This window comes from Mycobacterium sp. AMU20-3851 (assembly GCF_043974665.1).
Classification (GTDB): domain Bacteria; phylum Actinomycetota; class Actinomycetes; order Mycobacteriales; family Mycobacteriaceae; genus Mycobacterium.
On sequence record NZ_CP146371.1, the window covers coordinates 5,019,216 to 5,043,780 of the forward strand.

Sequence of the window (24,565 nt, forward strand, 5' to 3'; positions counted from 1 at the left end):
GAAACTCCCCGTCGCGCGCGGTGTGTCGGCCGCAGACACGCACGCTCGCGGGAAGGGTCAGGGAGGTGTGATGCTGCGCGGGGGCAACCGCAGGGTGCGCACATGCTCGGCGATCGCACCGAGACTGGTGGTCCACACCTGCGTATGCTCGGTCACGTAGCGCATCAGATCACCGAGTTCCGCTGCGCGCGAAGCCCGTCCGGACAGGAACGGATGACCGGTCAGCACCCAGCACGCCCCCACCCGGCGCAGCGCGTCGAACTCCAGCTGCCACAGCTCGCGGGCCTTGCGCGGACTCTCGATCAATCCCGAGCCGGAGATGTCGGGCAGATAGCAGTACTGCTCCCAGTCGTCGAGCGCCCATTGGATCGGGATCTCCACCAGCGACCGGTCCCCCACCGCGAGCTCATAGGGCAGGTCGGCGTCCATCAGCGAGGAGTCGTACAGGAAGCCACGTTCGGCCAGCAATTCCGGTGTGCGCCAGGACAGGTCCCACATCGGGGCGCGGTATCCGAGCGGGCGCACCCCGGCGACCTCGGCCAGCGCCTCCAGCCCGCGGTCGAGCGCGGAGATCTCCTGCTCCAGGGTCAGCGCGGTGGGCTGCTCGTGCAGATAGCCGTGGTGGGCGATCTCGTGGCCGGCGGCGACGATGGACCGTACTGCCTCGGGATAACGATGCGCGGTATGCCCGGGCACGAAGAACGTGGACGGAATCTGGTGGCGGTCCAGCAGATCGAGGATGCGCGGGATGCCCACCAGCGGACCGTAGGCCTGGTGGCTCAGCACACTCATGCGGGCGGCCACCGTGCCGTCGTCGCCCCACAGCACCGCCGACTCGGCGTCCACATCGAAGGTGAACGCGGCCGCCGCGGTCTTGCCTTCCGGCCAGAAGTTCTCAGGCATCGTCGGCCATCAGGGTGATCAGTTCGTAGGCCAGGTTGGCCGCGGCCACCGCGGTGATGTCACCCCCGTCGTAGGCGGGCGCCACCTCCACCACATCGGCGCCGACGATGTTCAACCCGCGCATGCCGCGCAGGATCGCCACCAGTTCCCGGCTGGTCATACCGCCGATCTCCGGTGTGCCGGTGCCCGGTGCGAAGGCCGGATCCAGCACGTCGATATCGATGGACACGTACACCGGGTGATCGCCGACGCGGTCCCGGATCCGTTGCACCGCACCGTCGAATCCGATGCGGTCCAGATCGCGGCAGTGCACGATGGTGAATCCCAGCGACTCGTCGTCGAGCAGGTCGGCCCGGTCGTACAGCGAGCCCCGGATGCCGATGTGCGCCGAGCGATCCTTCACCAGCAGACCCTGCTCGACGGCCCGCCGGAACGGGGTGCCGTGCGTGCAGGGCGCGCCGAAATAGGTGTCCCAGGTGTCCAGGTGCGCGTCGAAGTGCACCAGCGCCACCGGGCCGTGCACCCGGTTGACCGCCTGTAGGGCCGGCAACGCGATGGTGTGGTCACCGCCGAGCATGACGACGCGCTGCTCCGGTCTGGTCAGCAGCGCGGCCAGACCTTCGCGCACCTGGTTCACCGCTTCGTCGATGTGGAAGGGGTTGGCCGCGATGTCGCCGGCGTCGACGACCTGGGCCTGGGCGAACGGGCTGACGTCCAGTGCCGGGTTGTAGGGCTTGAGCAGGCGGGAGGCTTCCCGGATCGCGGCCGGTCCGAACCGGGCGCCGGGCCGGTAGGTGACCCCGCTGTCGAAGGGCACCCCGACCACCGCGATGTCGTAATCGAGCACCTCCCGCAACTGCGGCAGCCGCGCGAAGGTGGCCAGACCGGCATAGCGCGGCACCGCCGTCGCATCGACCTGCCCCGTTTTACCTTGTGCCGAAAGCACATACGGCTGGCTTCCCACCCGATCTCCTTCTGTCATGCCCGCACCCGGGCCGTTCCGCCGTTACACGCGATCACCTGTCCGACGATGGCCGCCACCTCGAAGTCGGCCAGCAATTCCACCGCCGCGGAGATCTCGTCGGCGACACCGATCCGGCCCAGCGGGATCCCCGCGGCGTAGCGGGCGTGCATCACCGCCAGGTCGACTCCGGCCGCATCCGCGTCCACCTGCAGCTGCGGGGTGTCGGTGACCCCGGGTGCGACCGCGTTGACGATGATGCCCTCGGGCGCGAGTTCCCGGCCCAGGCCCTTGACCAAGGCGATCAACCCGGCCTTGGCCGCGGAATAGGCGGTGGCCTCGGGCCATCCGGTGACCCCCCATTCACTGGAGATCACCACGATGCGGCCCTCCCCGCGGCGGCGCATGTGCGGCAGCACCGCCTGCACCAGATGGAAGGTGCCGCCCAGGTTGGTGTCCACGATGCGCCACCAGTCCTGCTCATCGTGGTCGAGGAACGGTGCCATCGTCATGTAGGCGTGGTTGGCGACCAGCACATCGAGCCGACCGGTGGTCTCGGCCACCGTGGCGGCGATCCGACGGCACTCCGACGGGTCCGCGACATCACCGGGCACCGCCACCCCGCCGATCTCGGCGGCCAGCGCGTCGAGGACTGCTCCGCCCCGAATGTCGTTGACCGCCACTGTTGCTCCGGCGGCGGCCAGCCGTCTTGCGTGCGCCGCACCCATCCCCTGCGCAGCGCCGGTCACCAGCGCGACACGGCCGTCCAGCATCGTCATATCACCGCTCCCGAGTTGACGTTGACGACGTCGCCGACACTGAATGTCCCGTCACAGACCAGGAATTCGATGCAGCGCGCCACCTCGGCCGGCGTGGTCAGCCGACGCAGTGGCAGGGTGTCCAGGTAGGCCTGGGCGCGCCACGGCGAATCCGCGCTCAGCAGCGGGGTATCCGTAGGGCCGGGCGCGACCGCATTGACCCGTACCCCGGCACCGGCGACCTCGGCAGCCAGGCTGCGCACCAGCCCGAGGATCGCGCCCTTGGCCGCCACGTAGTGCGCCTCCTCATCGCCACCGCCGACGGCCAGTTCACTGGCCACCGCGACCACCGCGCCCGACCTGGCGGCCAGCATGTCGGGCAGGCACGCCCGGGCCGCGTTGAACAACCCGCCCAGATGCACGCGCAACATGCGCTGCCAGGACATCACGTCGATCTGGTCGATCCGCCCCGTCTCGTAGTGGCCGGCGGAGGTGACCAGCGCGCTGATCGGCCCGAGCTCACCACGGATCCGGTCGATCGCGGTGGCGACCGCGCGTCCGTTCGAGACATCCACCGCGACACTGACATCAGCGTCGGCGCCGCCGGACAGATCCAGTGCACCAACCCGGTACCCACGGCGGCGCAGGGTCGCGGCGGCCGCCGCCCCGATGCCGCTGGCGGCCCCGGTGACCACAGCTACCGGCCCGAGATCGCTCACCGGTTCTCGGCCAACTCGTCGCGTTCCTCGGCTTCCTCGATCACGGCGGCCGCCACGATCCGGTCCCGAACCGTCACCAGGATCGCCGTCCCGAGCACCAACAACGCCCCGATCCCGATCCACACCGACCAGTCCAGGTACCGCTGGTCGAAAGCCACCCGCGGCCAGGAGATGTTGAGGAACTGCAGCACTGCCCACACCACGGCCACCACCGCGACCGGCAGCGTGAAGCGGCCCAGCGAGAAGTTGCCCGGCGTCCACCCGCGACGCACCAGCACCACCAGGAATCCGATCAGCGGGAACAGGAAAGCCAGATAGAACCCGCCGGCGGTGAAGTTGACCATCAGTGAGTAGACGTCCCCGGCGACGATGCTCAGCAGGAACAACATCGCCCCGACCACGGTGGTGACCAGGATCGCCACCCGCGGGATGCGGGCCGCGCCGCGCAGCTGGGACAGCACACCGGAGGCCGGCAGCGCACCGTCGCGGGCGTAGGCCCAGATCACCCGGGACGCGGAGGTCTGCAGCGCCAGGAAGCTGGCCAGGAAGCCGATCACGAACATCACCTCGACGGGTTTGGCCACGCCGTGACCCAGTGCGGCGGTGAGGGTTTCATACACCGGATCGCCGACGGCGCCCTCGGCGACGGCATCCAGGTCCGGGATGGCCAGGATGATCGCCAGGGCGGAGTAGGCCACCACGATGAAGATGAAGGTCAGCGAGAACAGCACCGCCTTGGGCAGGTAACGCCGCGGTTCGTGCACTTCCTCGGCGATGGACCCGGCGCTCTCGAATCCGACGAACGACCAACCGATGAACGCCACCGCCAGCATGAACGGACCGGTCAGGTAGGCCAGCGTGTCCATGGGCATGCCGGAGTCCGTCTGCCCCCAGGAGAACAGCACCGACAGCGAGTTCTGCCGGTGGAACACCAACAGCCAGGTGCCCAGTACCACGGACCCGATCACCTCGGCGATGATGCTGCCCAGCATGAAGATCTTCAGGGCCTGCCGCCCGGCCAGATTGACCGCGGTGCCGGCCAGCAGGATGACCAGGGCGATCAGCGCCAGGGTGGTGCCCGAGGGCGCTTCGATGCCGAGGATGTTGGCGGTGAACCCGGCGGCGCCCAACGCGACGGTGGCCATCGCGATCACCAGCGTCCACATGTAGGCCCAGCCGGCGAACCAGCCGTAGGTGGTGCCCAACAACCGGCGCGACCACTGGTAGATGGAGCCCTCCAGGGGCCACCGCGACACCAGCATCGCGAAGACCAGGGCGACCAGGAACTGGCCCGCGAAGACCAGCCCGAATCCCCACCAGAAGCTGGGCCCCGCCGCGGACAACGCCAAACCGAAGATGCCGTACAGCGCGACGATCGGCGAGATGAACGCGAATGCGAACGCGAACGCCGACCACAGGGAGAACTCGCGCCGCAACACCTGCGGAGCGTCAACCTCGGTTGTTGTCATCGAAGCTCCTCTACTCGTTGGACGAACTATCACGCCCGCCGGACGTGATCGCCAACGATCGGGACGAAGACGCTGCAAACCCACCGCCCCCTGACACGACCATTGGACGATCGCACAATGAATCGGGCCGTTCAGATGACGCTGACGTTACGATCAACTGATGACCGCGACGGGGACTGACCATCAGGTCAAGGCTCCGACCTTCCACGATCTGCTGGAGCGCTCCGGTCTCGGGCTGCAACTCGTCCACCCGCCCGACCGTGCCGGCGCCCGGAATCTGAGTCGGCCGATCACCTGGTCGCACACCACCGAACTGCACGATCCGTCCCGCTACCTGCGCGGCGGGGAGCTCGTCTGCACCGTCGGGATCAGTCTGCAGAGCCCCGCCGACTGCGACACCTTCGTCGATTCGCTGGCCCGGGCCGGGGCGGCCGGGCTCTGCTTCGGAATCGGCGATGTGCACGACAGCGCCCCCCGGGCCCTGGTCGACGCGTGCCTGCGCGCCGGCCTCCCACTGCTCATCGCGCCGCCGCAGATCCCGTTTGCGACCGTCAGCCGCTATATCGCCGACTTCCAGTTCGGTGGTGCGATCGCCACCGCCCGCGCCACCAACGCCCTGGTGCCCGAACTGCTCTCCTCTCAACGGCGGCGGGAGTCGGTGCGCCAGCTTCTGGACCGGGCCGGGCAGGTTCTGGACTGCTACTTCCTGTTGGAGCCGCCCGGGACGACGGTCGAATCCCCGGCATCGATCCCGGTGGACGAGATGGGCACGGTGGTGTGGGTCGGACGCGGCGATCCGCCCGAGTCCGCGGTCCTGGAGGTCATCGCCCGTTTCGTCGCGGCCGCCCAGGGTGAACGGGACATCGAGGCCGCGCTGGCCCGGGAACGGGTCGGGCAGCTGCTGTCCCTGGTGGAGCGCCGGATGCTGCTGCCCGACGCGCTGCACCAACTTCTCGACTGGCCCGGGCTGGCCGAGCGGGAGATCGACTGCTCGGCGTGGCCGGCCGGCGCCGGCGCGCTGCTGTCCATGGCCCTGCCCGATGCGCTGGTCGCGGACGCCCCCGAGGTGTGCCTGGTGCTCACCACCGGCACCAACCGACTCGCCGACATCTCCGCGGATCTGTCGCTGCCGTCCGGGCATGCGGCCGCGGTGCCGCTGACCGAGCTGGGCTCCTCGATCAGCCAGGCACGGATCGCACTGGATCTGGCCCGGCAGCGCGGCGGCAGTATCGGACCCGACCAGCTCAGCACCTTCGGCAGCCTGCTCGAGGGCCTGCCGCTGAGCCGGCTCGCGCCGTTCCGGACACAGCTCATCGACCCGCTCATCGAACTCGACCGCGACCGCGGTACCCAGCACGTCCGGACCCTGCGGGTGTTCCTGGCCGCCAACGGCTCGCTGATCGATACCGCCCGCGAGCTGTTCCTGCACACCAACACCGTGCGGCACCGACTGGCCCGGATCAGCCAGATCACCGGCCGCGATCCGCTGAAGTTCGAGGACCAGGCGGCCTTCACGATCGGGCTGCGGGCCGCCGACCGGCTGTGACGGCTGCCGACGGGTCGCGACACAACGGGCCGACCGGTGTTGGAGGTGTCCGGCCCGTGATAGACACTGACGTATGGAGATCCTGGCCAGCCGGGTGCTGATACGGCCGGGCGACTACCCGAAGTCCGTTGAGTTCTACCGCGACCGGATCGGCCTGGCCGTCGCGCGGGAGTACGGCGGCGGCACGGTGTTCTACGCCGGGCAGTCGCTGATCGAACTGGCCGGCCACGGCGGCCCCTCCGCCGGCGGAGCCATCTGGCTGCAGGTGCGCGATGTGTACGCCGCCCAGACCGAACTGTCCGAGCGCGGGGTGCGGATCGACCGGGCCGCCACCCAGGAGCCGTGGGGGCTGCACGAGATGCACGTTTCGGATCCGGACGGCGTCACGCTGATCTTCGTGCAGGTGCCCGACGACCATCCGCTGCGGCGGGACATCCGGGACTGACGACCGTGGCCAGATCGGTGCTGGGGCGCGGCACGGCACGAGCACGGGTGCTGGAGGCCGCGCTCACCCTGTTCGGCGAGCACGGTGTGGGCGCCACCACCCTGCAGATGATCGCCGACAGCATCGGCGTGGGTAAGGCCTCGGTCTACTACCAGTTCCACTCCAAGGAAGACATCGTCGCGGCCGCGGCCCAACCGATGTTCGACGACATCGCCCGGGTGGTGACGATCGCCGAGGCCGTCGAGGACACCGAAACCCGCCGCGAGATCGCCATCAGCGGATTCATCGAGTTGTGCGTGCGTAACCGCCGGTGGGCGGCGGTGCTCAACGGTGACCCGGCGCTGGACAGCCTGATCGAGTCGCGCGCCGATCTCACCGAACTGATCGAGCGGTTCACCGACCTGCTGCTCGGCACCGGCCACGGCCCGGCCGGCCGGGTCATCATCTCGATGGTCACCAACGGCATCCACGGCGCCGTCACCGACAAGGCGGTGCAGGACGTCAGCGATGACGACCTGCACCAGACCCTGCTGGCGGCCGCGCAGCAATTACTGCGCACCGCAACCTATTTCGAGTGAGGGCCGGCCCGCCTACCGACGCCGAGATTGACGAAATGGCGGGAGCTGTTCGCACTTCGGCGCCCGTTTGTACGTTTCGGCGGGAAGGGGCGGGACTACCAGACCCAGACGCCGGGATCCACGGGCGGGTAGGTGGCGCAGTTCTTGGTGCCGTGCGCGACGACGCCCTTGTTGTTGAAGAACAGCTTGGCCCAGTTCGGCCAGTTCCACGCCAGCGTCTCGTAGAACGCATTGGTGGCGGTGTCCTCGGAGTACTGCCGGCGCCCCGCGTAATCCATGGAGAAGAACCACGTGATGCGGTCCCGGGCCCACTTCTGCACCTCGGGCGACTTGTTGTTGTAGTCGATCATGTAGCGCTCGTAGTACACCGGATTGGTGTCCCGCACCGCGGCCATGTACTGGTCGACGGTGCAGGTGGTCTTGAGCATGTTGCTGGGGATCGGGTACTCGTCGGTGGCGTCGGCCGAGGCGGCCGGCGACAATGCCAGCGAGGTGGCGGCGGCGACGGCAGCCAGACCGGTCACTGCGAATCTCTTGCGGCGCATGGCCTTACTCCTTTGTCTCGGCGGCACGGTGCAGGACCGGCGCCTGGTCCGGGCAGTACACCGGGATCGCGGCTCCGACGAACTGCCAGGCCTGTTCGGTGCTGGACTCCTTATTCAGCTGGGCGTGTACGAACTCCGCGGAGGCGAAGGCATCCCGGTCCACCCCCTTGTGCAGACGCTTGCACATGATCTTGGCGATCCAGGCGTTGTAGTCCTTCTGCCCGTAGATCCCGTAGCCCTGCAGTTGCTTGGCGAAGGCGGTATCCGGGTCGGCGTGTGCCACCGGCGCGCCGGCGACTGCCAGGGCCGCCGCGCCGGCAACCAGGACAGAACTGATCTTCGTCGAAATCCTCATCACACCAACGCATCCTCTGGTCGTCGCTGAATCGGGGGCCAGGGCTGCGCCTTCGGCCGCTGACGGACACGCTGTGGCCACCAGAACCACTTGCCCAGCAGCGCGGCGATCGAGGTCGTCATGAACGACCGGATGATCAGGGTGTCGAAGAGCAGGCCCAGTCCGATGGTGGTGCCGACCTGACCCATGATCGTCAGGTCGCTGACCGCCATCACCATCATGGTGAAGGCGAACACCATGCCGGCCGCGGTCACGGTGGATCCGCTGCCGCCCATCGCCCGGATCATGCCGGTGTTCAAGCCCGCATGCAGTTCCTCCTTGAGGCGGGACACCACCAGCAGGTTGTAGTCCGCGCCCACCGCCAGCAGGATGATCACCGCCATCGGTAGCACCATCCAGTGCAACTCGATGCCGAGTAGGTGCTGCCACAACAGGACCGAGACACCGAAGGACGCGCCGAGCGAGAGCACCACGGTGCCGACGATGACGGCCGCGGCGATGATCGCCCGGGTCAGCAGCAACATGATCAGGAAGATCAGTGCGATGGCGGCGATCCCGGCGACCAGCAGGTCGTACTGGGTGCCGTCGGACATGTCCTTGAAGGTCGCCGCGGTGCCGCCAAGGTAGATCGTCGAGCCCTCCAGCGGCGTCCCCTTGATCGCCTTCTTCGCCGCGTTCTTGAGCGGCTCGATCCGGTCGATGCCTTCCGGGGACATCGGGTCACCCTCGTGGTTGATGATGAACCGCACCGCGTGCCCGTCCGGGGACAGGAACTGCTCCAAACCTCGCGCGAAGTCCGGATTGTCGAAGGCCTCGGACGGCAGATAGAACGAATCGTCGTTCATCGCCTCGGTGAAGGCCTTGCCCATCTCGGTGGAGGTTTCCTGCATGATGCGCTGCTGTTCCTGCATGCCCTGCTGGGTCTGCTGCATGGTCAGCATCATTTCCTTCATGACGACCATGGTCTGCTTCATCTCGGGCATGATCGCGATCATCTGCGGCATCAGCTCATTGAGCCGGTGCATGCTCGGCATCATCTCGTTCATGTCGGTGGTCATCACGTCCATGCCGTCGATGACGTCGAACACCGAGCGGATCGCCCAGCACATCGGGATGTTGAAGCAGTGCGGTTCCCAGTAGAAGTAGTTACGGATGGGGCGGAACTGATCATCGAAGTTCGCGATGTTGTCGCGCAGTTCCTCGATGTTGAGCACCATGCCGTCCATGTCCGTGACCATCTTGTTGGTGGTCTCGGCCATCTGGATGGTGATCTCCTGCATCCGATCCATGTTCTCGATGGTCTTCTGCATCTGCGCGACCTGGTTGCTCATATCGGCGGTGCGGTCGGCGTTGTACTTGTCGTTCAACTTCTGCAGAGTGCTCTGCTGGCTGATCGCGTACGGGATCGAGGTGTTCTCGATCGGCGCGCCGTCGGGCCGAGTGATGGTCTGGACCCGGCCGATGCCGTCGACCTGGAACATGGCCTTGGCGATCTTCTCGATGACCAGGAAGTCGGCCGGGTTCCTCAGATCCCGGTCGCTCTCGATCATCATGATCTCCGGATTCAGCCGGGCCGGGGAGAAGTGCCGTTCGGCGGCGGCATAGCCCTGGTTGGACGCGATGTCGTCCGGCAGGTAGAGCCGATCGTTGTAGCTGGTCTTGTATCCCGGCAGGGCCAGCAGGCCGATCAGTGAGACCGCGATGGACGCGATCAGGATGGGTCCGGGCCACCGCACGACGGCCGCACCCACCTTGCGCCAGCCACGAACGCGCATGCCGCGCTTGGGATCCAGGAACCGGGCGCCGACCGTGATGATGGCCGGACCGAAGGTCATGGCCGTGACGATGAGCACCAGCATGCCGACGGCCAGCGGCACACCGAGGGTCTGGAAGTACGGCAGCCGGGTGAAGCTGAGGCAGAAGGTGGCACCCGCGATGGTCAGACCGGAGCCGACGATCACGTGTGCGGTACCGCCGAACATGGTGTAGTACGCCGACTCTCGGCTCTCACCGCTGCCCCGGGCCTCCTGATAGCGGCCGACCAGGAAGATGGCGTAGTCCACCGAGATGGCTATCGCCAAAGTGACCAGCAGGCTGGTCGCGAAGGTGGAGAGTTCGATGACCTCGTACCAGCCCAGGAACGCCACCGCACCGCGCACCGTCATCAGGGACACCGCGACCATGCCGATGATCAACAGCATCGTCATGAAGGAGCGGAAGATGATGAGCAGCATGATGATGATGACCGCGAAGGTCAGCGCCTCGACCATCCGCATGCTGCCGTGGCTGGCCTCGGTCTGTTCGGCGGTCAGTGCCGCCGACCCGGTGACGTAGACGTCCACGCCCTCGGGCCTCGGGATGCTCTTGACGATGTCCTTGACGGCTTCGATGGATTCCAGGGACAGCGACTGGCCCTGGTCGCCGGCCAGGTTGGCCGATACGTAGACGGCCTTGCCGTCACCGCTCTGCACGCCGGAGGCGGTCAGCGGATCGCTCCAGAGATCCTGGACGTGCTCGACGTGCTTGGTGTCGGCACGCAGCTTCTCGATCAGTTCGGCGTAGTAGCGGCGGGTGTCCTCACCCAGCTTCTCCTGGCCCTCCAGCACGATCATGGCCGAGCTGTTGGACGTGTACTCGTCGAAGACCTGGCCGATGCGCTGGGTGGCGATGACCGCCGGCGCTTCCTGCGGGCTCATCGAGACCGACCGCGCCTCGCCGACCGCCTCGAGCTGGGGCACCGAGACGTTCAGGAACACCGCGATCGCAATCCAGCCCAGGATGAACGGGATGGCCAGCTTGCGGAACACCCGGGCGATCCGCCCGAAGTGCGCAGTCTGGTGCGGGGCCGAGGCGGTGGCGATGGGCCCGGTGGGCGCTTCCGCGCTGTGCGCGCTCATGCGGACTTCACGATGCAGAACGTCTGGACATTGGTGCCGGTGGCGGTGCGTTCGTCGCGCACCTCACCGTCGACGATCACCCGGCAACCCAGGAAGCTGGTCTTGCCCTGCGCGACGATGTTCGCCGCAGCCGAGGCATCGGTGGTCTGCAGTGTGATCGACCACGGCAGGATGGCGTCGTCGACGCGCTGCGGCTCGCCTTCGAGGTCCAGGTAGTTCACATCCACGGCAGCCCCTTCCGGACCAAAGATCTCGTACGTCAACACTTTCGGATCGAACGGCTCCGGGTCGTTGGCGAACTCCACCGGGGTGACCAGGGGCGGGTCGGAAGCAAAGATGCCGCGGACGCGGACGACGGCGAAGGCCGAGACGCCGACCACCACGACCATGACCAGTGGCAGCCACACTCTTTTGAGCAGTTGCATTCCCGACGTTCCTCCTGCACATGAAGTCCCCGACCGGCCCATGCGCGGACAGCCACGCGTCAGCCGTAAGTGGAAGTAAAGCTATACACTCGGCTTACTTGATACAAGCCGAACGGCTAAGTGTTGCTGGTCACATGACTGATATCGATTAGCCGATCAGACAGCTCGAAGCATGTCCGGCATGACCGGGAAGGCGGGGTGAGGTGGCCAAAAGCGACGGAGCGGCCCGCGAGCGCGTCTTGGAGACCGCTGCCGAATTGTTTGCCGAACACGGAGTGCAAGGCACGTCACTGCGCATGATCGCCGACCGGATCGGCGTCGGGAAAGCCGCGGTCTACTACCAGTTCCGCTCCAAGGACGACATCGTGCGGGCCATCCTGACGCCCGTCTTCGACGACATCGCGGAGCTCGTCAGCAGCGCCGAATCGCTATTGCCCCAGCGCTTGCGGCGGGCGGCCGCCATCGAGGGACTGGTCGGGTTGGCGGTTCGCCGGCGACGCGCCTCGTTCCCGTTCCGCCGCGACCACCACATCGATGAGTTGATCGCGCGCGATCCCCGGTTCCAATCCGTCTTCGACCGGTTCCACGCATTGCTGCTGGGACCCGATCCCGATCCCGCGGCACGTATCGCCGTCACCATGGCGCTCGCCGGCGTCTACCACTGCGCCACCGATCCCGACCTTGCAGACATCCCCGCCGAACAGTTGAGCGTGCTGCTTCGCGATCTCTTCAGTCGCTGCGTATCGCAGAACCGGCGCGAGAATCAGCGCGCCGGCGCCGCCAAGGGCCAGCCCACCGAGGCCAGTCGGGACGAAACCTGGTGCAGTTCTTCCGGGTTGGGCTCCTTGGCGGTGATCATCTGAATCGCACCGCTGATCTCCGCCTCGGTCACCGGCTGGTCACCGTTGCTGGAACGCAGCACGGTCTGAGCCGCCTGGACCACCTCTTCCTCGGTGAGCGACCGCTTCAACAGCGCCAGTAGCGCGAAGTAATCGGTGCGCGGCACACCCTCGGGGTAGCCGGCGTGCAGCCAGCCCAGCACGCTGTCCAGAAAACTCTTGTTCTCGGTCATGTCGGTGCTCACTTCTCGGGCAGGAACGGGAACAGGTCCACTCCGGTGTGGTGAATGATCGTCGCCCGGGTGATCCACAGGACCGCCGTCAGGATCACCCAGCCGACAAAGACGAACAGCGCGATACCGACGAATTTGAGGGCCGGGGTCGGGGCGACGATCGGGTCGCCGTCGCGGCCGTCGTCACCGACGCCGCGCGCGTAGGCCACCAGCCCCACCGCGAAGAGTGCGGGCAGCCCCGCGCCGAGCAGCAGGCCGACGCCGAGCACCTTCAGGATGCTGTCCAGATACATCATCTGCGAGTTCCTTCGATCGGCGGTCAGACCGCGGCAGTGGGTTTGCTGTCGGTCGGGTTGTCGCGCAGGTCGGCCGGCAGGACCGAATTGGTCGACGAGTCCCAGTCGGCGTTGACATTGCTGCTGTCGACCTTCTGCTGCTGGGCCCGCCACCACATGTAGAAGGACGCCGCGACCAGGATGAGGAAGATCAGGCCGTCACCGGCGAGCGCGGTGCCGGTGAGCGACTCCACACCGTGGGACAGCCAGAACGACAGCGCTCCGACCAGCCCGGCCGCGGGCAACGTGATCAACCACGCCACCGCCATCCGACCGGCGACCGCCCAGCGCACCTCGGCGCCCGGCTTGCCGACGCCGCTGCCGAGAATCGAGCCGGTGGCGACATGGGTGGTCGACAACGCCATACCGGCGGCGCTGGAACTCAGGATGATGGCGGCCGACGATGCCTCGGCGGCGAAACCCTGCGGGGACTCGATCTCCACCAGCCCCTTGCCGAGCGTGCGGATGACCCGCCAGCCGCCCAGATAGGTGCCCAGGCCGATGGCGACCGCACAGCTGAAGATGATCCAGAATGGCAGGCCCTGCTCTTTGACGTCACCGGTCAGATGCCCGGTGGTGATGAGCGCGAGCGCGATGACGCCCATGGTCTTCTGCGCATCGTTGGTGCCGTGCGACAACGCGACCAGGGAGGCGGTGGCGATCTGGCCCCAGCGGAAACCGTCCCGGCGCCGCTTCTCGGCCACCCGACGGGTCAGCCGGTACACCAACCAGGTGCCGGACGCCGCGACCAGGCAGGCGATCGCGGGGGCGGCGACCGCGGGGATCAACACCTTCTGGGTGACCCCGGACCAGTTGACCCCCGACGTTCCGAGTGCGGCCAGACCGGCACCGATCAAACCGCCGAAGAGTGCGTGCGAGGAACTGGACGGGATGCCGAACAGCCAGGTGAGCAGGTTCCACAGAATGCCGCCGATGAGGCCGGCGAAGATGATGGTCAGCCCGGTGGAGGCGTCGATTCCGGAGAGCAGTTCCCCGGACTTGGCGTCCTGGACCTTGAGGACCGAGGTGGTGACGGTCACCGCGACCTCCACCGACAGGAACGCGCCGACCAGGTTGAGCACGCCGGCCAGCAACACCGCGGTCTTCGGCTTGAGCGCGCCGGTGGCGATGGAGGTGGCCATCGCGTTCCCGGTGTCGTGGAAGCCGTTGGTGAAGTCGAATGCCAGCGCGGTGGCAATCAACAGCACCAGGATGATCAGCTCAGCGCTCATGCCGCAATTCTGGGTCATCACACGGCGATTCGCGCAATTTCTCCCAACTACATCAACCCCGCCCACCTGCGAATTTCACCGGACCCGTGAACTTGTTCACTCAGCGTTCATCCAACGGACGCGCTGCGTTGGAATTGGACGGCAACATCGGCGCGGGTGATACCGATCTGGCAGGCTGGGACAGTGAATGCATTCCTGGCCAGGATCGCCGCCTGGCTGACGGCCGGTTACCCCGAGGGTGTGCCCGGACCCGACCGGGTGCCCCTGCTGGCGTTGCTCTCCCGGCGGCTGTCCGGCGAGGAGGTCCGCGAGGTCGCGCAGGATCTGATGAACCGCGGGGATTTCGACAACATCGACATCGGTGTGCTGATCACCGAGGTCACCGATGAACTGCCGCGCGAGGAGGACGTCGAGCGGGTCCGGGCCCGGCTCGCGGCCCAGGGCAGCTGGCCACTCGATGATCCCCGGGACACCGAACCGGAGGATCCGGCATCGCCATCCTGAGACCCCTGCCCGTCGGCACCGGCGCCGATGCATTGGACATCCTCCCGGATCTGGAGACCGCACTCGGCGGGGGCGACGCGCGGCTGCCGGTGCCCGCCGGCAATGACCGGCAGCGCACCCTGCTGACGTCCTCGCTGCGTGCCGGTGAACCGATCGACGAGACGATCGCCGTGGTGGTCTCCACCTCGGGAACCACCGGAACCCCCAAGGGCGCCATGCTTTCCGCCGCCGCGCTGACGGCCGGCGCCAGCGCCACCCATCAGCGTCTCGGTGGGCCGGGCCGGTGGTTGCTGGCATTGCCCGCCTACCACGTGGCCGGCGTGCAGGTGCTGGTGCGCAGTGTCCTCGCCGGCAGCACGCCGGTGGCTCTGCACCCGAGTTTCGGCCCGGCCGATCTGGTGGCGGCGGTCTCCGCGTTGGGTACCGGCCGGCGATACGCCTCGCTGGTGTCCAATCAACTGAGCAAGGCACTGGATGATCCGGCGGCCGCCGCCGCCCTCGCCGAACTCGACGCGGTACTGATCGGCGGGGGTCCGCTGCCCGGCGATACCCGCGAGCAGGCGGCCGCCGCGGGGATCGCGGTGGTGCGCACCTACGGCATGAGCGAGACCTGCGGCGGCTGCGTCTATGACGGGATCCCGCTGGACGGGGTGACCGTCCGCCTGGAGGAGGCGGACGGACGGGTGAATCTCGGCGGGCCGACGCTCGCCTCGGGCTACCGCAATCCGGTAGACCCCGACCCATTCGCCGAGCCGGGCTGGTTCCGCACGGACGATCTTGGCGCAGTGAGTGATTCGGGAGTTCTGAGCATTCTCGGCCGCATCGATGACGCGGTCGTCACCGGAGGACTCACGGTACTTCCCCAGCTGGTGGAGAACGCCCTGGCCCGGCACCCGGCCGTCGCCGAGTGCGCTGTCTTCGGCGTACCGGACCCGCGGCTGGGGCAGCGGGTGGTGGCGGCAATCGTGTTGTCCGCCGGGCGAATCGCACCCACTGTCGACGAGCTGCGCGCCCACATCCGCCAGACCATGGACGTCACCGCCGCGCCGCGCCAGGTGCACGTCGTGGCCGAACTCCCCCGCCGCGGCATCGGCAAGGTGGACAGGCGAGCACTGATCGACCGTTTCCGGGCATGATGGGTAGCCATGGGCACCCAACGCGTTGAGGTCACCTCCGTCGACCGGCTCCGGGCGATCGTCGGCCATCCCGTCCCCGCGGTCGCCAACAAGGTGAGCCCGCGGTTGCTGGACGTGCACCGGGACTGGGTGTCGCACTCCCCGTTGTGTTTCGTGGCCACCACCGACGCCGACGGGCGGGTGGACGTCTCCCCCAAGGGCGACCCACCGGGTTTCGTGCACGTCATCGACGACACCACCATCGCGATACCCGAGCGGCCCGGCAACAAGCGCGTGGACGGTTATCTGAACGTGCTGAGCAATCCGCAGGTGGGCACGCTGTTCGTGATCCCGGGCCGCGGTGACACGGTGCGGATCAACGGTCGAGCCCGGATCCTTTCGGACGCCGACTATTTCGACACGCTCGCAGTGCAGGGCAAGCGGCCGATCCTGGCCTTGGAGGTGGCGGTCGAGGAGGTCTTCTTCCACTGTTCGAAGGCCTTCCTGCGCTCGGATGCGTGGCAGCCGCAGACCTGGACACCGGAGGTGATGCCGAGCACCGCCGAGCTGGCCAAGTCGTTCCGGCCCGAACAGAGCATCGCCGAGCTGCAGGCCTACTACAGCGAGGAGAACTACCGAAAGATGCTCTACTGAGCGTCTTTGAGGAGAATGGCACGGGTGTAGAGCAGTGCGAACCCACGGCGCTGCGCGTTGCGCTGTGAGGGCGAGCCCGGCGCGGTGGTGACCACCGCGATATCCGCACCGGCCCGTCCGGCGGCGCGCAGCCGGGTGTTGAGCAGCGCCGTCTGCACACCGCGGCGCCGGTGGGTCGGCACCGTGGCCGCTCCGGCCAGCTGGGCCACCCCGTCGGTGACACACAGGCAACCGGCGCCGACGATCCGCCCGTCGATCAACGCGACATACGGTGTCACACCGGCCTCCTCGAAGTCGCGTTCGGCGCGGTCCACCACATCACGCGGAAAGTCCTCGGGTGCGGGAACCCCTTCGTTGTCCGGATGGGCGAAACCCTCGACCAGGGCGTCGACCCAGGCATCGAGTTCGTCCGCACCGGCCGGGCGTACCGTGACACCGGGCGGATCCTCCTCCGGGCCCCCGGCGAGCAGGCGGCCGAGCACATCCTCGAAGGCGACCACCCGATAGCCGCGGGACCCGAGCAGTTCGGCGATCTGCGGGTCGGCAAGCGTGCTCAACTCGACCGGGGTGGGCGAACCGTGTGCCGCATAGGCGCGTTCGATCTCGTCCATGTCGGCCTCGGCCGGTACGCCACCGAAACCGAGCCCGACCACCTTGTTGAAAGGTGCACCCGGTTCGGCGAATGCGGCGAGCCCACCGGCCACCGGCAGGGCGAAACCGTCGGTGCCGCGGCGCCTGGCCGCGCTGACGGCGGCGCCGATGAGTATCGCCTCGGCGCGCTCGATGCGTCGGCCCAACTCGGTGCCGCAGAACAGTGTGCCCACGGCACGCCACTGTTCCACCTACAGCGACATCAGCGCCACATAAATACCGGTGCCGACGAAGATGGACAGCAGCGCGTGCCGGCGCCACAGCTGCAGACCGGCGGTCACCAGCACCGCGATGAGCAGCCAGAGTTGTTGGCGCCCAGGCGTTTGCGGGACGTCGCGGACGGTGTAGAGAGCGAGCATCGCCATCACGCCGAGGGGCATGTGCAGGCTCAGGTAGCGGATCACCGCGCTGTGCCGCATCGGCGCCAGCACCGCGAAGGGCAGCGCCCGCAGCGCCCAGGTGACGGCGGCGCTGGCCACCACCAGAACGGCGATGTGCCCCGGATCAGGCATCGGCCCGCCCCGGCCGGATCAGGAAGCGGGCCAGCAGCAGGACGGTGAACGCCGCGAACGCCCACACCAGCATCTGTCCGGGCACCAGCATCCACGCAGCGACCGCGCACAGCACCGCGGCCACCGCGGTGAGCGGGTCGGGGTGCTGCCGGTAGGCGTCGATCGCCAGCACGATGAACAGGGCGGTCAGGGCGAACTCCAACCCGTGCAACCGCTCCAGTGGCAGCGCCACCCCGAGCAGCCCGCCGCCCGCGGCGGACACCGTCCAGGTCAGGTGCAGAGCCGCCTGCACAGTCAGGATCTGGCGCCCGGTCCAGTGCTCGGCAACCGGGCTGACCGCCACCGCGTACGCCTCGTCGGAGAGCACATAGGTGCTGTAGATCTTGCCGGGCACCCCGCGGACCCGGTGCAGCGGGAAGGACAGCGCATAGAAGACGTGCCGCGAGTTGACGATCAACGCCGTCAGGGCCGCCGTCGCGACCGGGGCTCCGGTCGCGGCCAGGCCGACCATCAGGAATTCCAGCGACCCGGCGTAGATCACGGCCGCGAACACCGGCGCCCACCACCAGGCCAACCCGGCGTGCACGACCAGCAAACCCAGCGCCATGCCCAGGGGCAGAAAGGCCAAGCCGACCGGGGCCGCCAGCCGCAGTACCGACATCTGGCTAGTTTGGCAGCATCGCAATCGGGTACTCCGAGGCGACCATGCGCACCGAATTCCACGCACAGTTGGAGCGGCTGACTGCCGAGCTCGGTGAGATGTGCGGGATCGCCGCGACCACCGCAGCCGATGCCACCGCGGCCGTGGTGCATGCCGACACCGAGGCGGCCCGCCGCGTCCGCACCGAACTCACTCGATTGGACGAGCTCAACGAATGCGTGGACCAACGCGCGTTCTCCCTGCTGGCCCGGCACGCCCCGGTGGCCCACGATCTGCGGGTGGTCATGTCCGCCTTCTCGATCGCGGCCAACGCCGACCGGATGGGCGCGTTGGCGACCAACATCGCCGGCATCAGCACCCGGGCTCGCACCGGGATGGCCTCCCCCGCGGCAACCCTGGGCCTGTTCTCGGAGATGGGGCAGCGCGCCGTCAAACTCGCCGAATGGGCCGAGCAGGCCGTCGTCACCGGTGACGTCGAGGAGGCCCGTCGGATCCAGGACGGCGACGCGGCGATGAATGGCCTGCACCGCCGGTTGCTCGCGCTCGTGTTGGGCGGCGAGTGGTCCGACGGGGTCGCCGCGGCCACCGATGTGGTGCTGCTGGGCCGGTTCTACGAGCGGTTCGCCGATCACGCGGTGGACATCGCACGCCGGGTCCTGTTCCAGGCGACCGGGGAGATTTCCCAGGTCAGCCCGGTCTCCTCCTGACGCTTCCGCATCCCACGATTCGCGCGGGGCCGCCCGCCGCCTTGGTCACAGAATTGCCACGAATGTTAATAGAGTGACTATTGTGAATAATGATGGGTATTGACCGGGGCAGGTAACGGACAGGTCCACGGCGAGGGAGAAACCAGAATGGCCGCCCGTACATCGGCTGCGCTCACCGCGGCGGCGGTGGCATTTGCCATCAGTTCATTCGTCGCCCCGCCCGCCTCGGCGGCCCCGGAATGCTCGGATGTCGAAGTCATCTTCGCCCGCGGCACCGACGAGAAGCCAGGCATCGGCAAGGTCGGCAAGGCCTTTGTCGACACCCTCAAACCCATGGTCAAGGGCAAGTCCGTCAGCACCTACGCGGTCAGATACCCCGCAACCTGGGACTTCATGAAGGCCGCGATCGGCGCCAACGACATGAGCAAGCGCGTGCAGACCGTGGCCGCCCAGTGCCCCAAGACCAAGATCGTGCTGGGCGGCTATTCCCAGGGTGCCGCCGTCGTCGACGTGGTGGCCACCGCGCCGGTCGCCGGCCTGGGCTACACCGCGCCCCTGCCCGCCGCGTTGGCCCCGCGCATCACCTCGATCGTGGTGTTCGGCAACCCGTCGGCCCGCATCGGCAACCCACTCACCCGGATGAGCATGGTCTACGGCGCGCGCACCGCCGACCTGTGCGCGCCCGCCGACCCGGTCTGCTCACTGGGCCGCGACTGGGACTCCCACGTCCGCTACCAGGAGTCCGGATTGGTCAAGCTGGGCGCCGAATGGGCCGCCAAGCTCATCAAGGCTGCCGAACAGAAGCCGGTGACACCCGGAACTGACGCGACCCAGGGCACCTCAGCCACCAGTACCCGCTGACCCGGCCACCGGGTACACCAGGTGGGTGCCGCGCAACCCCTTGAGTTCGACCTCCCGCGGCACACCCAGGCGGAAGCCGTCGAGATCCGCGACGGCCTCGGCGACCGGTGCGCTGACCAGGATCTCGCCTCCCGCGGCCTGAGCGGCGACCCGCGCCGCCAGCGCGACGTCCAGACCGAACAGATCCTCCCCGCGCCGCACCGAGGTGCCCATGTGCACGCCGATGCGCACCCGGAACGGCTGCTGCGCCAGCGCGTCCTGCACATCGGCGCTGCAGCGCACCGCGTTCTCCGGGTCGGCGAAGGCCATCATGAAACCGTCACCCTGGTTCTTGACGACGTGCCCGCGGTGCCTGCCGACCGACGACTCGATCAGCTTGTTGTGCTTGCCCAGCAGGCGAACCCAGGCCTTGTCGCCCATCGACTCGTTGAGTTCCGTCGACCCCTCGATATCGGAGAACACGATGACCACCCGGCCGTTTGCGGTGAGCCGGGCCAGGTCGGGCCGCTCCACCTGGGCCCAGCCCGCGAGGTCCTCGATCGAGTTGCGTACGACCGCACCCAGCCCCTTGTTGATCAACATGTCCGCGGTCTGGAACACCGTCTTGATCGCCAGCGGCGCGACACCGAGGCGGCGCCTGCGCCGGCGCTCGTCCTGCTCGCTGCGCAACCGGTCGAGTTCGCGCCGGGCGTCACCCAGCCGGTGCCGCGCGACGAGGAACAGCACCAGGAAGGTGATCAGCCCACCGGCCAACAGCGCGACGGACCCCAACAGGACGAGTTCGGCGGTCGGCACGCGTCCAGTATCGATCAGCGCCTCAGTCGGGCAGCGAGCTGCTCAGCCGTTCGGTGGCCGCCAGATAGTCCTCGATGAACTCCAGCACCACGTCCCGGGCCGGCTTGACCTTGGTCATCAGGCCCACGCCCTGGCCGACGAAGTAGGTCGACAACGCCTGCGCGCCTTCGTGGCCCTGGGAGGCCAGGTTGTCGATACGGCGCAGCACCGGCTCGGAGAGCATGTTCTGCAACGGCAGCGGAAGCGGCTGCTGCCCACCGGGATTCGGGGCCCAGGCATCGGTCCAGTCGGAGCGCAGCTGGCGGGAGGGCTTACCGGTGCGCCCGGCCGAACGGACGGTGTCCCGAGAGCCGGCGGCCAGCATCTTGGTGACGGTGTGCGGCTCGGTCTCGGCTTCCTCCGTGGTCAGCCACACCGAACCGGTCCAGGCGCCGACCGCGCCCATCGCCACCGCGGCGGCCATCTGCCGTCCGGTGACGATGCCGCCGGCGGCCAGCACCGGCACCGCATCGTCGATGGCCTCGATGACCTCCGGAACCACCACCAGGGTGCTGACCTCCCCGCAGTGCCCACCCGCCTCGGTGCCCTGCGCCACGATCAGGTCCACGCCCGCGGCCACCTGCTTGAGGGCGTGCTCCTTGGCGCCGACCAGCGCGGCCACCGGGATGCCGCGCTCGCGACCCGCCTCGATCATGTAGTCCGGCGGCACGCCCAGGGCGTTGGCCATCATCTTGATCGGGTGGCTCATCGCCACCTCGAGCAGTTCCTTGCCGTTGCCGCCGGCCAGCAGCGGGCGGCCGGTACGCACCCGGCCGTCGGGTTCGATGCCGTGGTCGGCGAGCAGCTTGTTGACGAACTCGCGGTAGCCCTCCGGGATCCGCGATGCCAGATCGTCGCTGGAGAGCTTCTCGCCCTTGCCCTCGAATTTGGCGGGCACGATGATGTCGATGCCGTACGGCTTGCCGTTGACATGCTCATCGATCCAGGTCAGTTCCTGGTCGAGCTGTTCGGGGGTGTAGGCGGCCCCGCCGAGCACGCCGAAACCGCCGGCGTTGGAGACCGCGGCCACCACATCGCGGCAGTGGCTGAAGGCGAACAGCGGGAAGTCGATGCCGTACTGCGCGCAGAAGGCCCCGGATGTAGACGTCATCCGCCCATTATCGACACCCGTCAAGTGCCGGGGCGGCGGGGTCCCTACGGAAGTTCGAACGGCAGGGTGACGCCCTCGTGCGCCAGGCAGTGCGTACAGCTGCGTTCGGGATCGACCCGCGCGATCGCCTCGTGCACCAGCTTCTTGAAGCCGGCGATGTTGCGCTCGAACTCCGCGAATACGTCGACGGTCCGCACCCCCGCGCCGGCTTCCACCCCGGCATCGAGATCTGTCACCAATGCCAATGCGGCATAACACATTTCGAGTTCGCGGGCGAGCACGGCCTCTGGGTATCCGGTCATGTTGACCAGGGTGAAGCCCTGGCCGGCGAACCACCGGCTCTCGGCGCGGGTGGAGAACCGGGGGCCCTGGATGACGACCATGGTGCCGCCGTCGACGACACCGGGCAGATCCGATGCCGCCCCCCGCAGCGTCGGGCAGTACGGGTCGGCGAACCCCACGTGGATGCCGCCGGCATCGAAATAGGTGTCGGCACGGCCGCTGGTCCGGTCCACGAGTTGGTCCGGCACCACCATCGAGCCCGGCCCCAGCTCCGGGGTCAGGCTGCCGACCGCACACGGGGCGAAGATGCGCCGCACGCCCAGCGCCCGCAGCGCCCACATGTTCGCCCGGTACGGCACGGTGTGCGGCGAGAACTCGTGGTTGAGACCGTGCCGGGGCAGGAACGCCACCTCGTGGCCGGCCACGGTGCCGACCGTGATGGGCGCGCTCGGAGCCCCGTACGGGGTGTCCAGGTTGATGGCCCGCGCGTCGGGGCCGAAGAAGGTGTAGAAACCGCTACCGCCGATGACCCCGAGCATCAGTCGTCGGACTGACCATCCAGATCGGCACGTTCGGCCGCCTGGATGGCCGCATCCCGGATGGCGAAGGCGTCGGTGGCCAGCCCACCGATCGCGCCGGCCACGTCCTTGACCGCGGTGGTGATGATGGACGCCACCTCCCCCACCGTGGATGCCACCGATTCCACGCCCTCTTGCAGCGCGTCCTTGGCGATTTCACTCTTGCTGAGTCGGTCAGTCATCTGCTCAGTCTCATGCGGACCCACCGATGTGACAAGGTGCGCCACGTCACCCCTGGTAACCGGCGGTGGGCAGCATGCAACGATTGGCGGCGTGGCTAGCTTCGCGCAATGGATCGAGGGGGCCCGTCCCCGCACTCTCCCGAACGCGGTGGCACCGGTCATCGCCGGCACCGGCGCCGCGGCGTGGCTGGGGGAAGCGGTGTGGTGGAAGGCGCTGCTCGCGCTGCTGGTCTCGCTGGCCCTGATCGTCGGCGTGAACTACGCCAACGACTACTCGGACGGCATCCGCGGCACCGACGATGTGCGCAGCGGGCCGCTGCGGCTGGTGGGCTCCAAGGTGGCCTCCCCGCGCGCGGTCCTGACCGCCGCGCTGGTGAGCCTGGCAGTCGGCGCCGCGGCCGGCCTGGCGTTGGCGATCGTCAGCCAACCGTGGCTGATCGCGATCGGCGCCGCCTGTATCGCGGGGGCCTGGCTGTACACCGGCGGCTCCAAACCGTACGGCTACCGCGGGTTCGGTGAGATCGCGGTGTTCGTGTTCTTCGGGCTGGTCGCGGTGCTGGGCACCCAGTACACCCAGGCGCTGCGGGTGGATTGGGTCGGCCTGCTGCTGGCCGTCGCGATGGGATCGTTGTCCTCGGCGGTGTTGGTGGCCAACAACCTGCGAGACATCCCGACCGACACCGAGTCCGGGAAGATCACCCTGGCGGTGCGACTCGGGGACGCCCGTACCCAGGTGCTGTTCCAGGTGTTGCTGGCGGCGGCGTTCGTGGCGGCACTGGCGCTCATCGCGGCGACACCGTGGGCGGCGGCCGGACTGCTGGCGCTGCCCCTTGCGGTCCGGGCGGCCGGGCCGGTCCGGCGCGGACTGGGCGGCAAGGATCTGATCCCGGTGCTCCGGGACACCGGCCTGACCATGCTGGTACTGGCGATCGCGGTCACGGCGGCCCTGGCATTCGGTTGATCACCGCGAGCTCAATCGCGGCCTGAGCACTCCGAGCGCATCGCCGCAGGCGCCAGCGTGGTCGGCGGTGCCGGCTCACGCTCCTGAGCCGCCGTAACTGACCGACGGTTCGCCCGGCGGACCGCCCAGAACACCACCAGCAGCGCGACCCCGAGCAGTGGATAGCCCATGCCGATCCGCGCCAAGGCCAGCCAGCCGGTGTGGCCACCCTCGTAGAGCCACTGCTGGACAACGAATCTCGCCGCGAAGAGCACCACGAAAGCGAGCGTCGCGATATCGAACCCCCGCAGCACCGTCCGGTCGTCGCGCCACTGCGGGTCGGGTCCACTGCTGCGCAGGAGATTCCAGATCACCCCGACCAGTGGGCGGCGCACAAACACCGACACCGTGAATGCGGCAGCCATGGCCAGGCTGATCCAGATGCCCGGCAGGAAGTAGTTCTCGGCCGAGCCCGTGTAGTACGCGATGAGCGCGGCGATGACGACACCGAGCAGTCCGGAGACCGCGGGCTGCAGGGGTTGCCTGCGCACCAACCGGAACAGGATCAGCCCCACGCTCACGGCCACGGCCACCACCACGGCGACGTCGAGTCCCGCGACGGCGTTGGCGAGCACGTAGGCGACGGTGGGCACGCCGGCGAGCACCAGGCCGGGCACCCCGCCCACCCGTTCCAGCATCGTCGGCTCAGGTTTGTTCATGTCCTCATCGGACA

Annotated in this window: 30 protein-coding genes; 10 read left to right on the forward strand and 20 right to left on the reverse strand. The window is 68.2% G+C overall.

Going from position 1 to position 24,565, the window contains the following annotated elements; all coding sequences use genetic code 11:
• Positions 1 to 57: 57 nt before the first annotated feature.
• Genes V4U86_RS23970 through V4U86_RS23990 form a run of 5 tightly spaced genes read right to left on the reverse strand, consistent with a single transcriptional unit; the run spans position 58 to position 4,810 of the window.
• Complete coding sequence (locus V4U86_RS23970; protein ID WP_395308354.1) at positions 58 to 903, reverse strand: polysaccharide deacetylase family protein; 846 nt, start codon at positions 901 to 903, stop codon at positions 58 to 60.
• On the reverse strand, positions 896 to 1,885 hold the full coding sequence (gene speB / locus V4U86_RS23975) for an agmatinase (RefSeq protein WP_395308355.1): 990 nt from the start codon (positions 1,883 to 1,885) through the stop codon (positions 896 to 898). Before speB ends, V4U86_RS23970 begins: the two co-directional genes overlap by 8 nt.
• Positions 1,882 to 2,643 (reverse strand): SDR family NAD(P)-dependent oxidoreductase, encoded by a 762-nt coding sequence (locus V4U86_RS23980; protein WP_395308356.1) that lies wholly within the window; start codon positions 2,641 to 2,643, stop codon positions 1,882 to 1,884. Before V4U86_RS23980 ends, speB begins: the two co-directional genes overlap by 4 nt.
• Positions 2,640 to 3,341, reverse strand: a complete 702-nt coding sequence (locus tag V4U86_RS23985; protein WP_395308357.1) for an SDR family NAD(P)-dependent oxidoreductase — start codon at positions 3,339 to 3,341, stop codon at positions 2,640 to 2,642. Before V4U86_RS23985 ends, V4U86_RS23980 begins: the two co-directional genes overlap by 4 nt.
• A complete protein-coding gene (locus V4U86_RS23990) occupies positions 3,338 to 4,810 on the reverse strand; it encodes an APC family permease (RefSeq protein ID WP_395308358.1) in 1,473 nt (490 codons plus the stop codon). The genes V4U86_RS23985 and V4U86_RS23990 overlap by 4 nt, the downstream gene beginning before the upstream one ends.
• Before the next feature lie 160 nt (positions 4,811 to 4,970).
• On the opposite strand from V4U86_RS23990, the gene V4U86_RS23995 reads away from it, so the two are divergent.
• The 3 genes from V4U86_RS23995 (at position 4,971) to V4U86_RS24005 (ending at position 7,379) form a co-directional block, all read left to right on the forward strand.
• Positions 4,971 to 6,356 (forward strand): PucR family transcriptional regulator, encoded by a 1,386-nt coding sequence (locus V4U86_RS23995; RefSeq protein WP_395308359.1) that lies wholly within the window; start codon positions 4,971 to 4,973, stop codon positions 6,354 to 6,356.
• A gap of 73 nt (positions 6,357 to 6,429) precedes the next feature.
• The gene (locus V4U86_RS24000) at positions 6,430 to 6,801 is read left to right on the forward strand and encodes a VOC family protein (RefSeq protein WP_395308360.1); all 372 of its coding nucleotides are present in this window, start codon (positions 6,430 to 6,432) and stop codon (positions 6,799 to 6,801) included.
• A 5-nt stretch (positions 6,802 to 6,806) separates the two neighbouring features.
• A complete protein-coding gene (locus V4U86_RS24005; protein WP_395308361.1) occupies positions 6,807 to 7,379 on the forward strand; it encodes a TetR/AcrR family transcriptional regulator in 573 nt (190 codons plus the stop codon).
• Between the two features lie 95 nt (positions 7,380 to 7,474).
• On the opposite strand, the gene V4U86_RS24010 is transcribed toward V4U86_RS24005, so the two are convergent.
• The 4 genes from V4U86_RS24010 to V4U86_RS24025 are packed head-to-tail and all read right to left on the reverse strand — an operon-like array spanning position 7,475 to position 11,601.
• Positions 7,475 to 7,924, reverse strand: coding sequence for a DUF5078 domain-containing protein (locus tag V4U86_RS24010; protein ID WP_395308362.1), 450 nt, complete (start codon positions 7,922 to 7,924; stop codon positions 7,475 to 7,477).
• Positions 7,925 to 7,928: 4 nt separating this feature from the next.
• Positions 7,929 to 8,279, reverse strand: coding sequence for a DUF732 domain-containing protein (locus tag V4U86_RS24015; protein WP_395308363.1), 351 nt, complete (start codon positions 8,277 to 8,279; stop codon positions 7,929 to 7,931).
• Entirely contained in the window at positions 8,279 to 11,176 is a 2,898-nt protein-coding gene (locus tag V4U86_RS24020; protein ID WP_395308364.1) for an RND family transporter, read from the reverse strand. The genes V4U86_RS24015 and V4U86_RS24020 overlap by 1 nt, the downstream gene beginning before the upstream one ends.
• On the reverse strand, positions 11,173 to 11,601 hold the full coding sequence (locus V4U86_RS24025; RefSeq protein WP_395308365.1) for an MmpS family transport accessory protein: 429 nt from the start codon (positions 11,599 to 11,601) through the stop codon (positions 11,173 to 11,175). Before V4U86_RS24025 ends, V4U86_RS24020 begins: the two co-directional genes overlap by 4 nt.
• Positions 11,602 to 11,804: 203 nt before the next feature.
• Between V4U86_RS24025 and V4U86_RS24030 the strand changes: the two genes are divergently transcribed.
• A complete protein-coding gene (locus V4U86_RS24030) occupies positions 11,805 to 12,464 on the forward strand; it encodes a TetR/AcrR family transcriptional regulator (protein WP_395308366.1) in 660 nt (219 codons plus the stop codon).
• On the opposite strand, the gene V4U86_RS24035 is transcribed toward V4U86_RS24030, so the two are convergent.
• Genes V4U86_RS24035 through V4U86_RS24045 form a run of 3 tightly spaced genes read right to left on the reverse strand, consistent with a single transcriptional unit; the run spans position 12,365 to position 14,240 of the window.
• On the reverse strand, positions 12,365 to 12,673 hold the full coding sequence (locus V4U86_RS24035; RefSeq protein WP_395308367.1) for a DUF3349 domain-containing protein: 309 nt from the start codon (positions 12,671 to 12,673) through the stop codon (positions 12,365 to 12,367). The genes V4U86_RS24030 and V4U86_RS24035 overlap by 100 nt on opposite strands.
• 8 nt (positions 12,674 to 12,681) lie before the next feature.
• A complete protein-coding gene (locus V4U86_RS24040; protein WP_395308368.1) occupies positions 12,682 to 12,969 on the reverse strand; it encodes a hypothetical protein in 288 nt (95 codons plus the stop codon).
• Between the two features lie 23 nt (positions 12,970 to 12,992).
• Positions 12,993 to 14,240: an inorganic phosphate transporter gene (locus V4U86_RS24045; RefSeq protein WP_395308369.1), complete on the reverse strand. Its 1,248-nt coding sequence runs from the start codon at positions 14,238 to 14,240 to the stop codon at positions 12,993 to 12,995.
• Positions 14,241 to 14,423: 183 nt separating this feature from the next.
• Between V4U86_RS24045 and V4U86_RS24050 the strand changes: the two genes are divergently transcribed.
• Genes V4U86_RS24050 through V4U86_RS24060 form a run of 3 tightly spaced genes read left to right on the forward strand, consistent with a single transcriptional unit; the run spans position 14,424 to position 16,513 of the window.
• A complete protein-coding gene (locus V4U86_RS24050) occupies positions 14,424 to 14,744 on the forward strand; it encodes a DUF3349 domain-containing protein (protein ID WP_395308370.1) in 321 nt (106 codons plus the stop codon).
• A 38-nt stretch (positions 14,745 to 14,782) separates the two neighbouring features.
• Positions 14,783 to 15,880, forward strand: a complete 1,098-nt coding sequence (menE, locus tag V4U86_RS24055; RefSeq protein WP_395312190.1) for an o-succinylbenzoate--CoA ligase — start codon at positions 14,783 to 14,785, stop codon at positions 15,878 to 15,880.
• Between the two features lie 9 nt (positions 15,881 to 15,889).
• Complete coding sequence (locus tag V4U86_RS24060; RefSeq protein ID WP_395308371.1) at positions 15,890 to 16,513, forward strand: pyridoxamine 5'-phosphate oxidase family protein; 624 nt, start codon at positions 15,890 to 15,892, stop codon at positions 16,511 to 16,513.
• Here the strand turns inward: V4U86_RS24060 and V4U86_RS24065 are convergent.
• The 3 genes from V4U86_RS24065 to V4U86_RS24075 are packed head-to-tail and all read right to left on the reverse strand — an operon-like array spanning position 16,507 to position 18,337.
• Positions 16,507 to 17,328, reverse strand: coding sequence for a GNAT family N-acetyltransferase (locus tag V4U86_RS24065; protein WP_395312191.1), 822 nt, complete (start codon positions 17,326 to 17,328; stop codon positions 16,507 to 16,509). The two genes, V4U86_RS24060 and V4U86_RS24065, sit on opposite strands and share 7 nt — an antisense overlap.
• A 27-nt stretch (positions 17,329 to 17,355) precedes the next feature.
• The gene (locus V4U86_RS24070) at positions 17,356 to 17,676 is read right to left on the reverse strand and encodes a branched-chain amino acid transporter permease (RefSeq protein WP_395308372.1); all 321 of its coding nucleotides are present in this window, start codon (positions 17,674 to 17,676) and stop codon (positions 17,356 to 17,358) included.
• Entirely contained in the window at positions 17,669 to 18,337 is a 669-nt protein-coding gene (locus V4U86_RS24075; protein ID WP_395308373.1) for an AzlC family ABC transporter permease, read from the reverse strand. The genes V4U86_RS24070 and V4U86_RS24075 overlap by 8 nt, the downstream gene beginning before the upstream one ends.
• Before the next feature lie 44 nt (positions 18,338 to 18,381).
• Here V4U86_RS24075 and phoU point away from each other — a divergent pair, with 44 nt between their 5' ends.
• Both phoU and V4U86_RS24085 read left to right on the forward strand, forming a co-directional pair.
• The gene (gene phoU / locus V4U86_RS24080) at positions 18,382 to 19,044 is read left to right on the forward strand and encodes a phosphate signaling complex protein PhoU (RefSeq protein ID WP_395308374.1); all 663 of its coding nucleotides are present in this window, start codon (positions 18,382 to 18,384) and stop codon (positions 19,042 to 19,044) included.
• A gap of 147 nt (positions 19,045 to 19,191) precedes the next feature.
• Positions 19,192 to 19,905: a cutinase family protein gene (locus V4U86_RS24085; RefSeq protein WP_395308375.1), complete on the forward strand. Its 714-nt coding sequence runs from the start codon at positions 19,192 to 19,194 to the stop codon at positions 19,903 to 19,905.
• On the opposite strand, the gene V4U86_RS24090 is transcribed toward V4U86_RS24085, so the two are convergent.
• The 4 genes from V4U86_RS24090 to V4U86_RS24105 are packed head-to-tail and all read right to left on the reverse strand — an operon-like array spanning position 19,885 to position 22,892.
• Positions 19,885 to 20,700: an adenylate/guanylate cyclase domain-containing protein gene (locus V4U86_RS24090; protein WP_395308376.1), complete on the reverse strand. Its 816-nt coding sequence runs from the start codon at positions 20,698 to 20,700 to the stop codon at positions 19,885 to 19,887. The two genes, V4U86_RS24085 and V4U86_RS24090, sit on opposite strands and share 21 nt — an antisense overlap.
• Before the next feature lie 22 nt (positions 20,701 to 20,722).
• Positions 20,723 to 21,850: a nitronate monooxygenase gene (locus V4U86_RS24095; protein ID WP_395308377.1), complete on the reverse strand. Its 1,128-nt coding sequence runs from the start codon at positions 21,848 to 21,850 to the stop codon at positions 20,723 to 20,725.
• A gap of 44 nt (positions 21,851 to 21,894) precedes the next feature.
• Entirely contained in the window at positions 21,895 to 22,674 is a 780-nt protein-coding gene (locus V4U86_RS24100) for an S-methyl-5'-thioadenosine phosphorylase (RefSeq protein ID WP_395312192.1), read from the reverse strand.
• On the reverse strand, positions 22,671 to 22,892 hold the full coding sequence (locus V4U86_RS24105; RefSeq protein ID WP_395308378.1) for a hypothetical protein: 222 nt from the start codon (positions 22,890 to 22,892) through the stop codon (positions 22,671 to 22,673). Before V4U86_RS24105 ends, V4U86_RS24100 begins: the two co-directional genes overlap by 4 nt.
• Before the next feature lie 91 nt (positions 22,893 to 22,983).
• On the opposite strand from V4U86_RS24105, the gene V4U86_RS24110 reads away from it, so the two are divergent.
• Positions 22,984 to 23,853, forward strand: coding sequence for a 1,4-dihydroxy-2-naphthoate polyprenyltransferase (locus V4U86_RS24110; RefSeq protein WP_395308379.1), 870 nt, complete (start codon positions 22,984 to 22,986; stop codon positions 23,851 to 23,853).
• Positions 23,854 to 23,864: 11 nt separating this feature from the next.
• Here the strand turns inward: V4U86_RS24110 and V4U86_RS24115 are convergent, their stop codons facing one another.
• Positions 23,865 to 24,551: a DUF3159 domain-containing protein gene (locus V4U86_RS24115; protein ID WP_395308380.1), complete on the reverse strand. Its 687-nt coding sequence runs from the start codon at positions 24,549 to 24,551 to the stop codon at positions 23,865 to 23,867.
• Between the last annotated feature and the right edge of the window lie 14 nt (positions 24,552 to 24,565).

Coding starts and splice junctions, on each gene's coding strand:
- V4U86_RS24040 (WP_395308368.1), bottom strand. CDS start 12,969: ATGATGTATCTGGACAGCATCCTGAAGGTGCTCGGCGTCGGCCTGCTG.
- V4U86_RS23980 (WP_395308356.1), bottom strand. CDS start 2,643: ATGACGATGCTGGACGGCCGTGTCGCGCTGGTGACCGGCGCTGCGCAG.
- V4U86_RS24045 (WP_395308369.1), bottom strand. CDS start 14,240: ATGAGCGCTGAGCTGATCATCCTGGTGCTGTTGATTGCCACCGCGCTG.
- V4U86_RS24085 (WP_395308375.1), top strand. CDS start 19,192: ATGGCCGCCCGTACATCGGCTGCGCTCACCGCGGCGGCGGTGGCATTT.
- V4U86_RS24020 (WP_395308364.1), bottom strand. CDS start 11,176: ATGAGCGCGCACAGCGCGGAAGCGCCCACCGGGCCCATCGCCACCGCC.
- V4U86_RS24115 (WP_395308380.1), bottom strand. CDS start 24,551: ATGAACAAACCTGAGCCGACGATGCTGGAACGGGTGGGCGGGGTGCCC.
- V4U86_RS24060 (WP_395308371.1), top strand. CDS start 15,890: ATGGGCACCCAACGCGTTGAGGTCACCTCCGTCGACCGGCTCCGGGCG.
- V4U86_RS24000 (WP_395308360.1), top strand. CDS start 6,430: ATGGAGATCCTGGCCAGCCGGGTGCTGATACGGCCGGGCGACTACCCG.
- V4U86_RS24105 (WP_395308378.1), bottom strand. CDS start 22,892: ATGACTGACCGACTCAGCAAGAGTGAAATCGCCAAGGACGCGCTGCAA.
- V4U86_RS23990 (WP_395308358.1), bottom strand. CDS start 4,810: ATGACAACAACCGAGGTTGACGCTCCGCAGGTGTTGCGGCGCGAGTTC.
- V4U86_RS24075 (WP_395308373.1), bottom strand. CDS start 18,337: ATGTCGGTACTGCGGCTGGCGGCCCCGGTCGGCTTGGCCTTTCTGCCC.
- V4U86_RS24095 (WP_395308377.1), bottom strand. CDS start 21,850: ATGACGTCTACATCCGGGGCCTTCTGCGCGCAGTACGGCATCGACTTC.
- speB (WP_395308355.1), bottom strand. CDS start 1,885: ATGACAGAAGGAGATCGGGTGGGAAGCCAGCCGTATGTGCTTTCGGCA.
- V4U86_RS24010 (WP_395308362.1), bottom strand. CDS start 7,924: ATGCGCCGCAAGAGATTCGCAGTGACCGGTCTGGCTGCCGTCGCCGCC.
- V4U86_RS24070 (WP_395308372.1), bottom strand. CDS start 17,676: ATGCCTGATCCGGGGCACATCGCCGTTCTGGTGGTGGCCAGCGCCGCC.
- V4U86_RS23970 (WP_395308354.1), bottom strand. CDS start 903: ATGCCTGAGAACTTCTGGCCGGAAGGCAAGACCGCGGCGGCCGCGTTC.
- V4U86_RS24025 (WP_395308365.1), bottom strand. CDS start 11,601: ATGCAACTGCTCAAAAGAGTGTGGCTGCCACTGGTCATGGTCGTGGTG.
- V4U86_RS23995 (WP_395308359.1), top strand. CDS start 4,971: ATGACCGCGACGGGGACTGACCATCAGGTCAAGGCTCCGACCTTCCAC.
- V4U86_RS24035 (WP_395308367.1), bottom strand. CDS start 12,673: ATGACCGAGAACAAGAGTTTTCTGGACAGCGTGCTGGGCTGGCTGCAC.
- phoU (WP_395308374.1), top strand. CDS start 18,382: ATGCGCACCGAATTCCACGCACAGTTGGAGCGGCTGACTGCCGAGCTC.
- V4U86_RS24015 (WP_395308363.1), bottom strand. CDS start 8,279: ATGAGGATTTCGACGAAGATCAGTTCTGTCCTGGTTGCCGGCGCGGCG.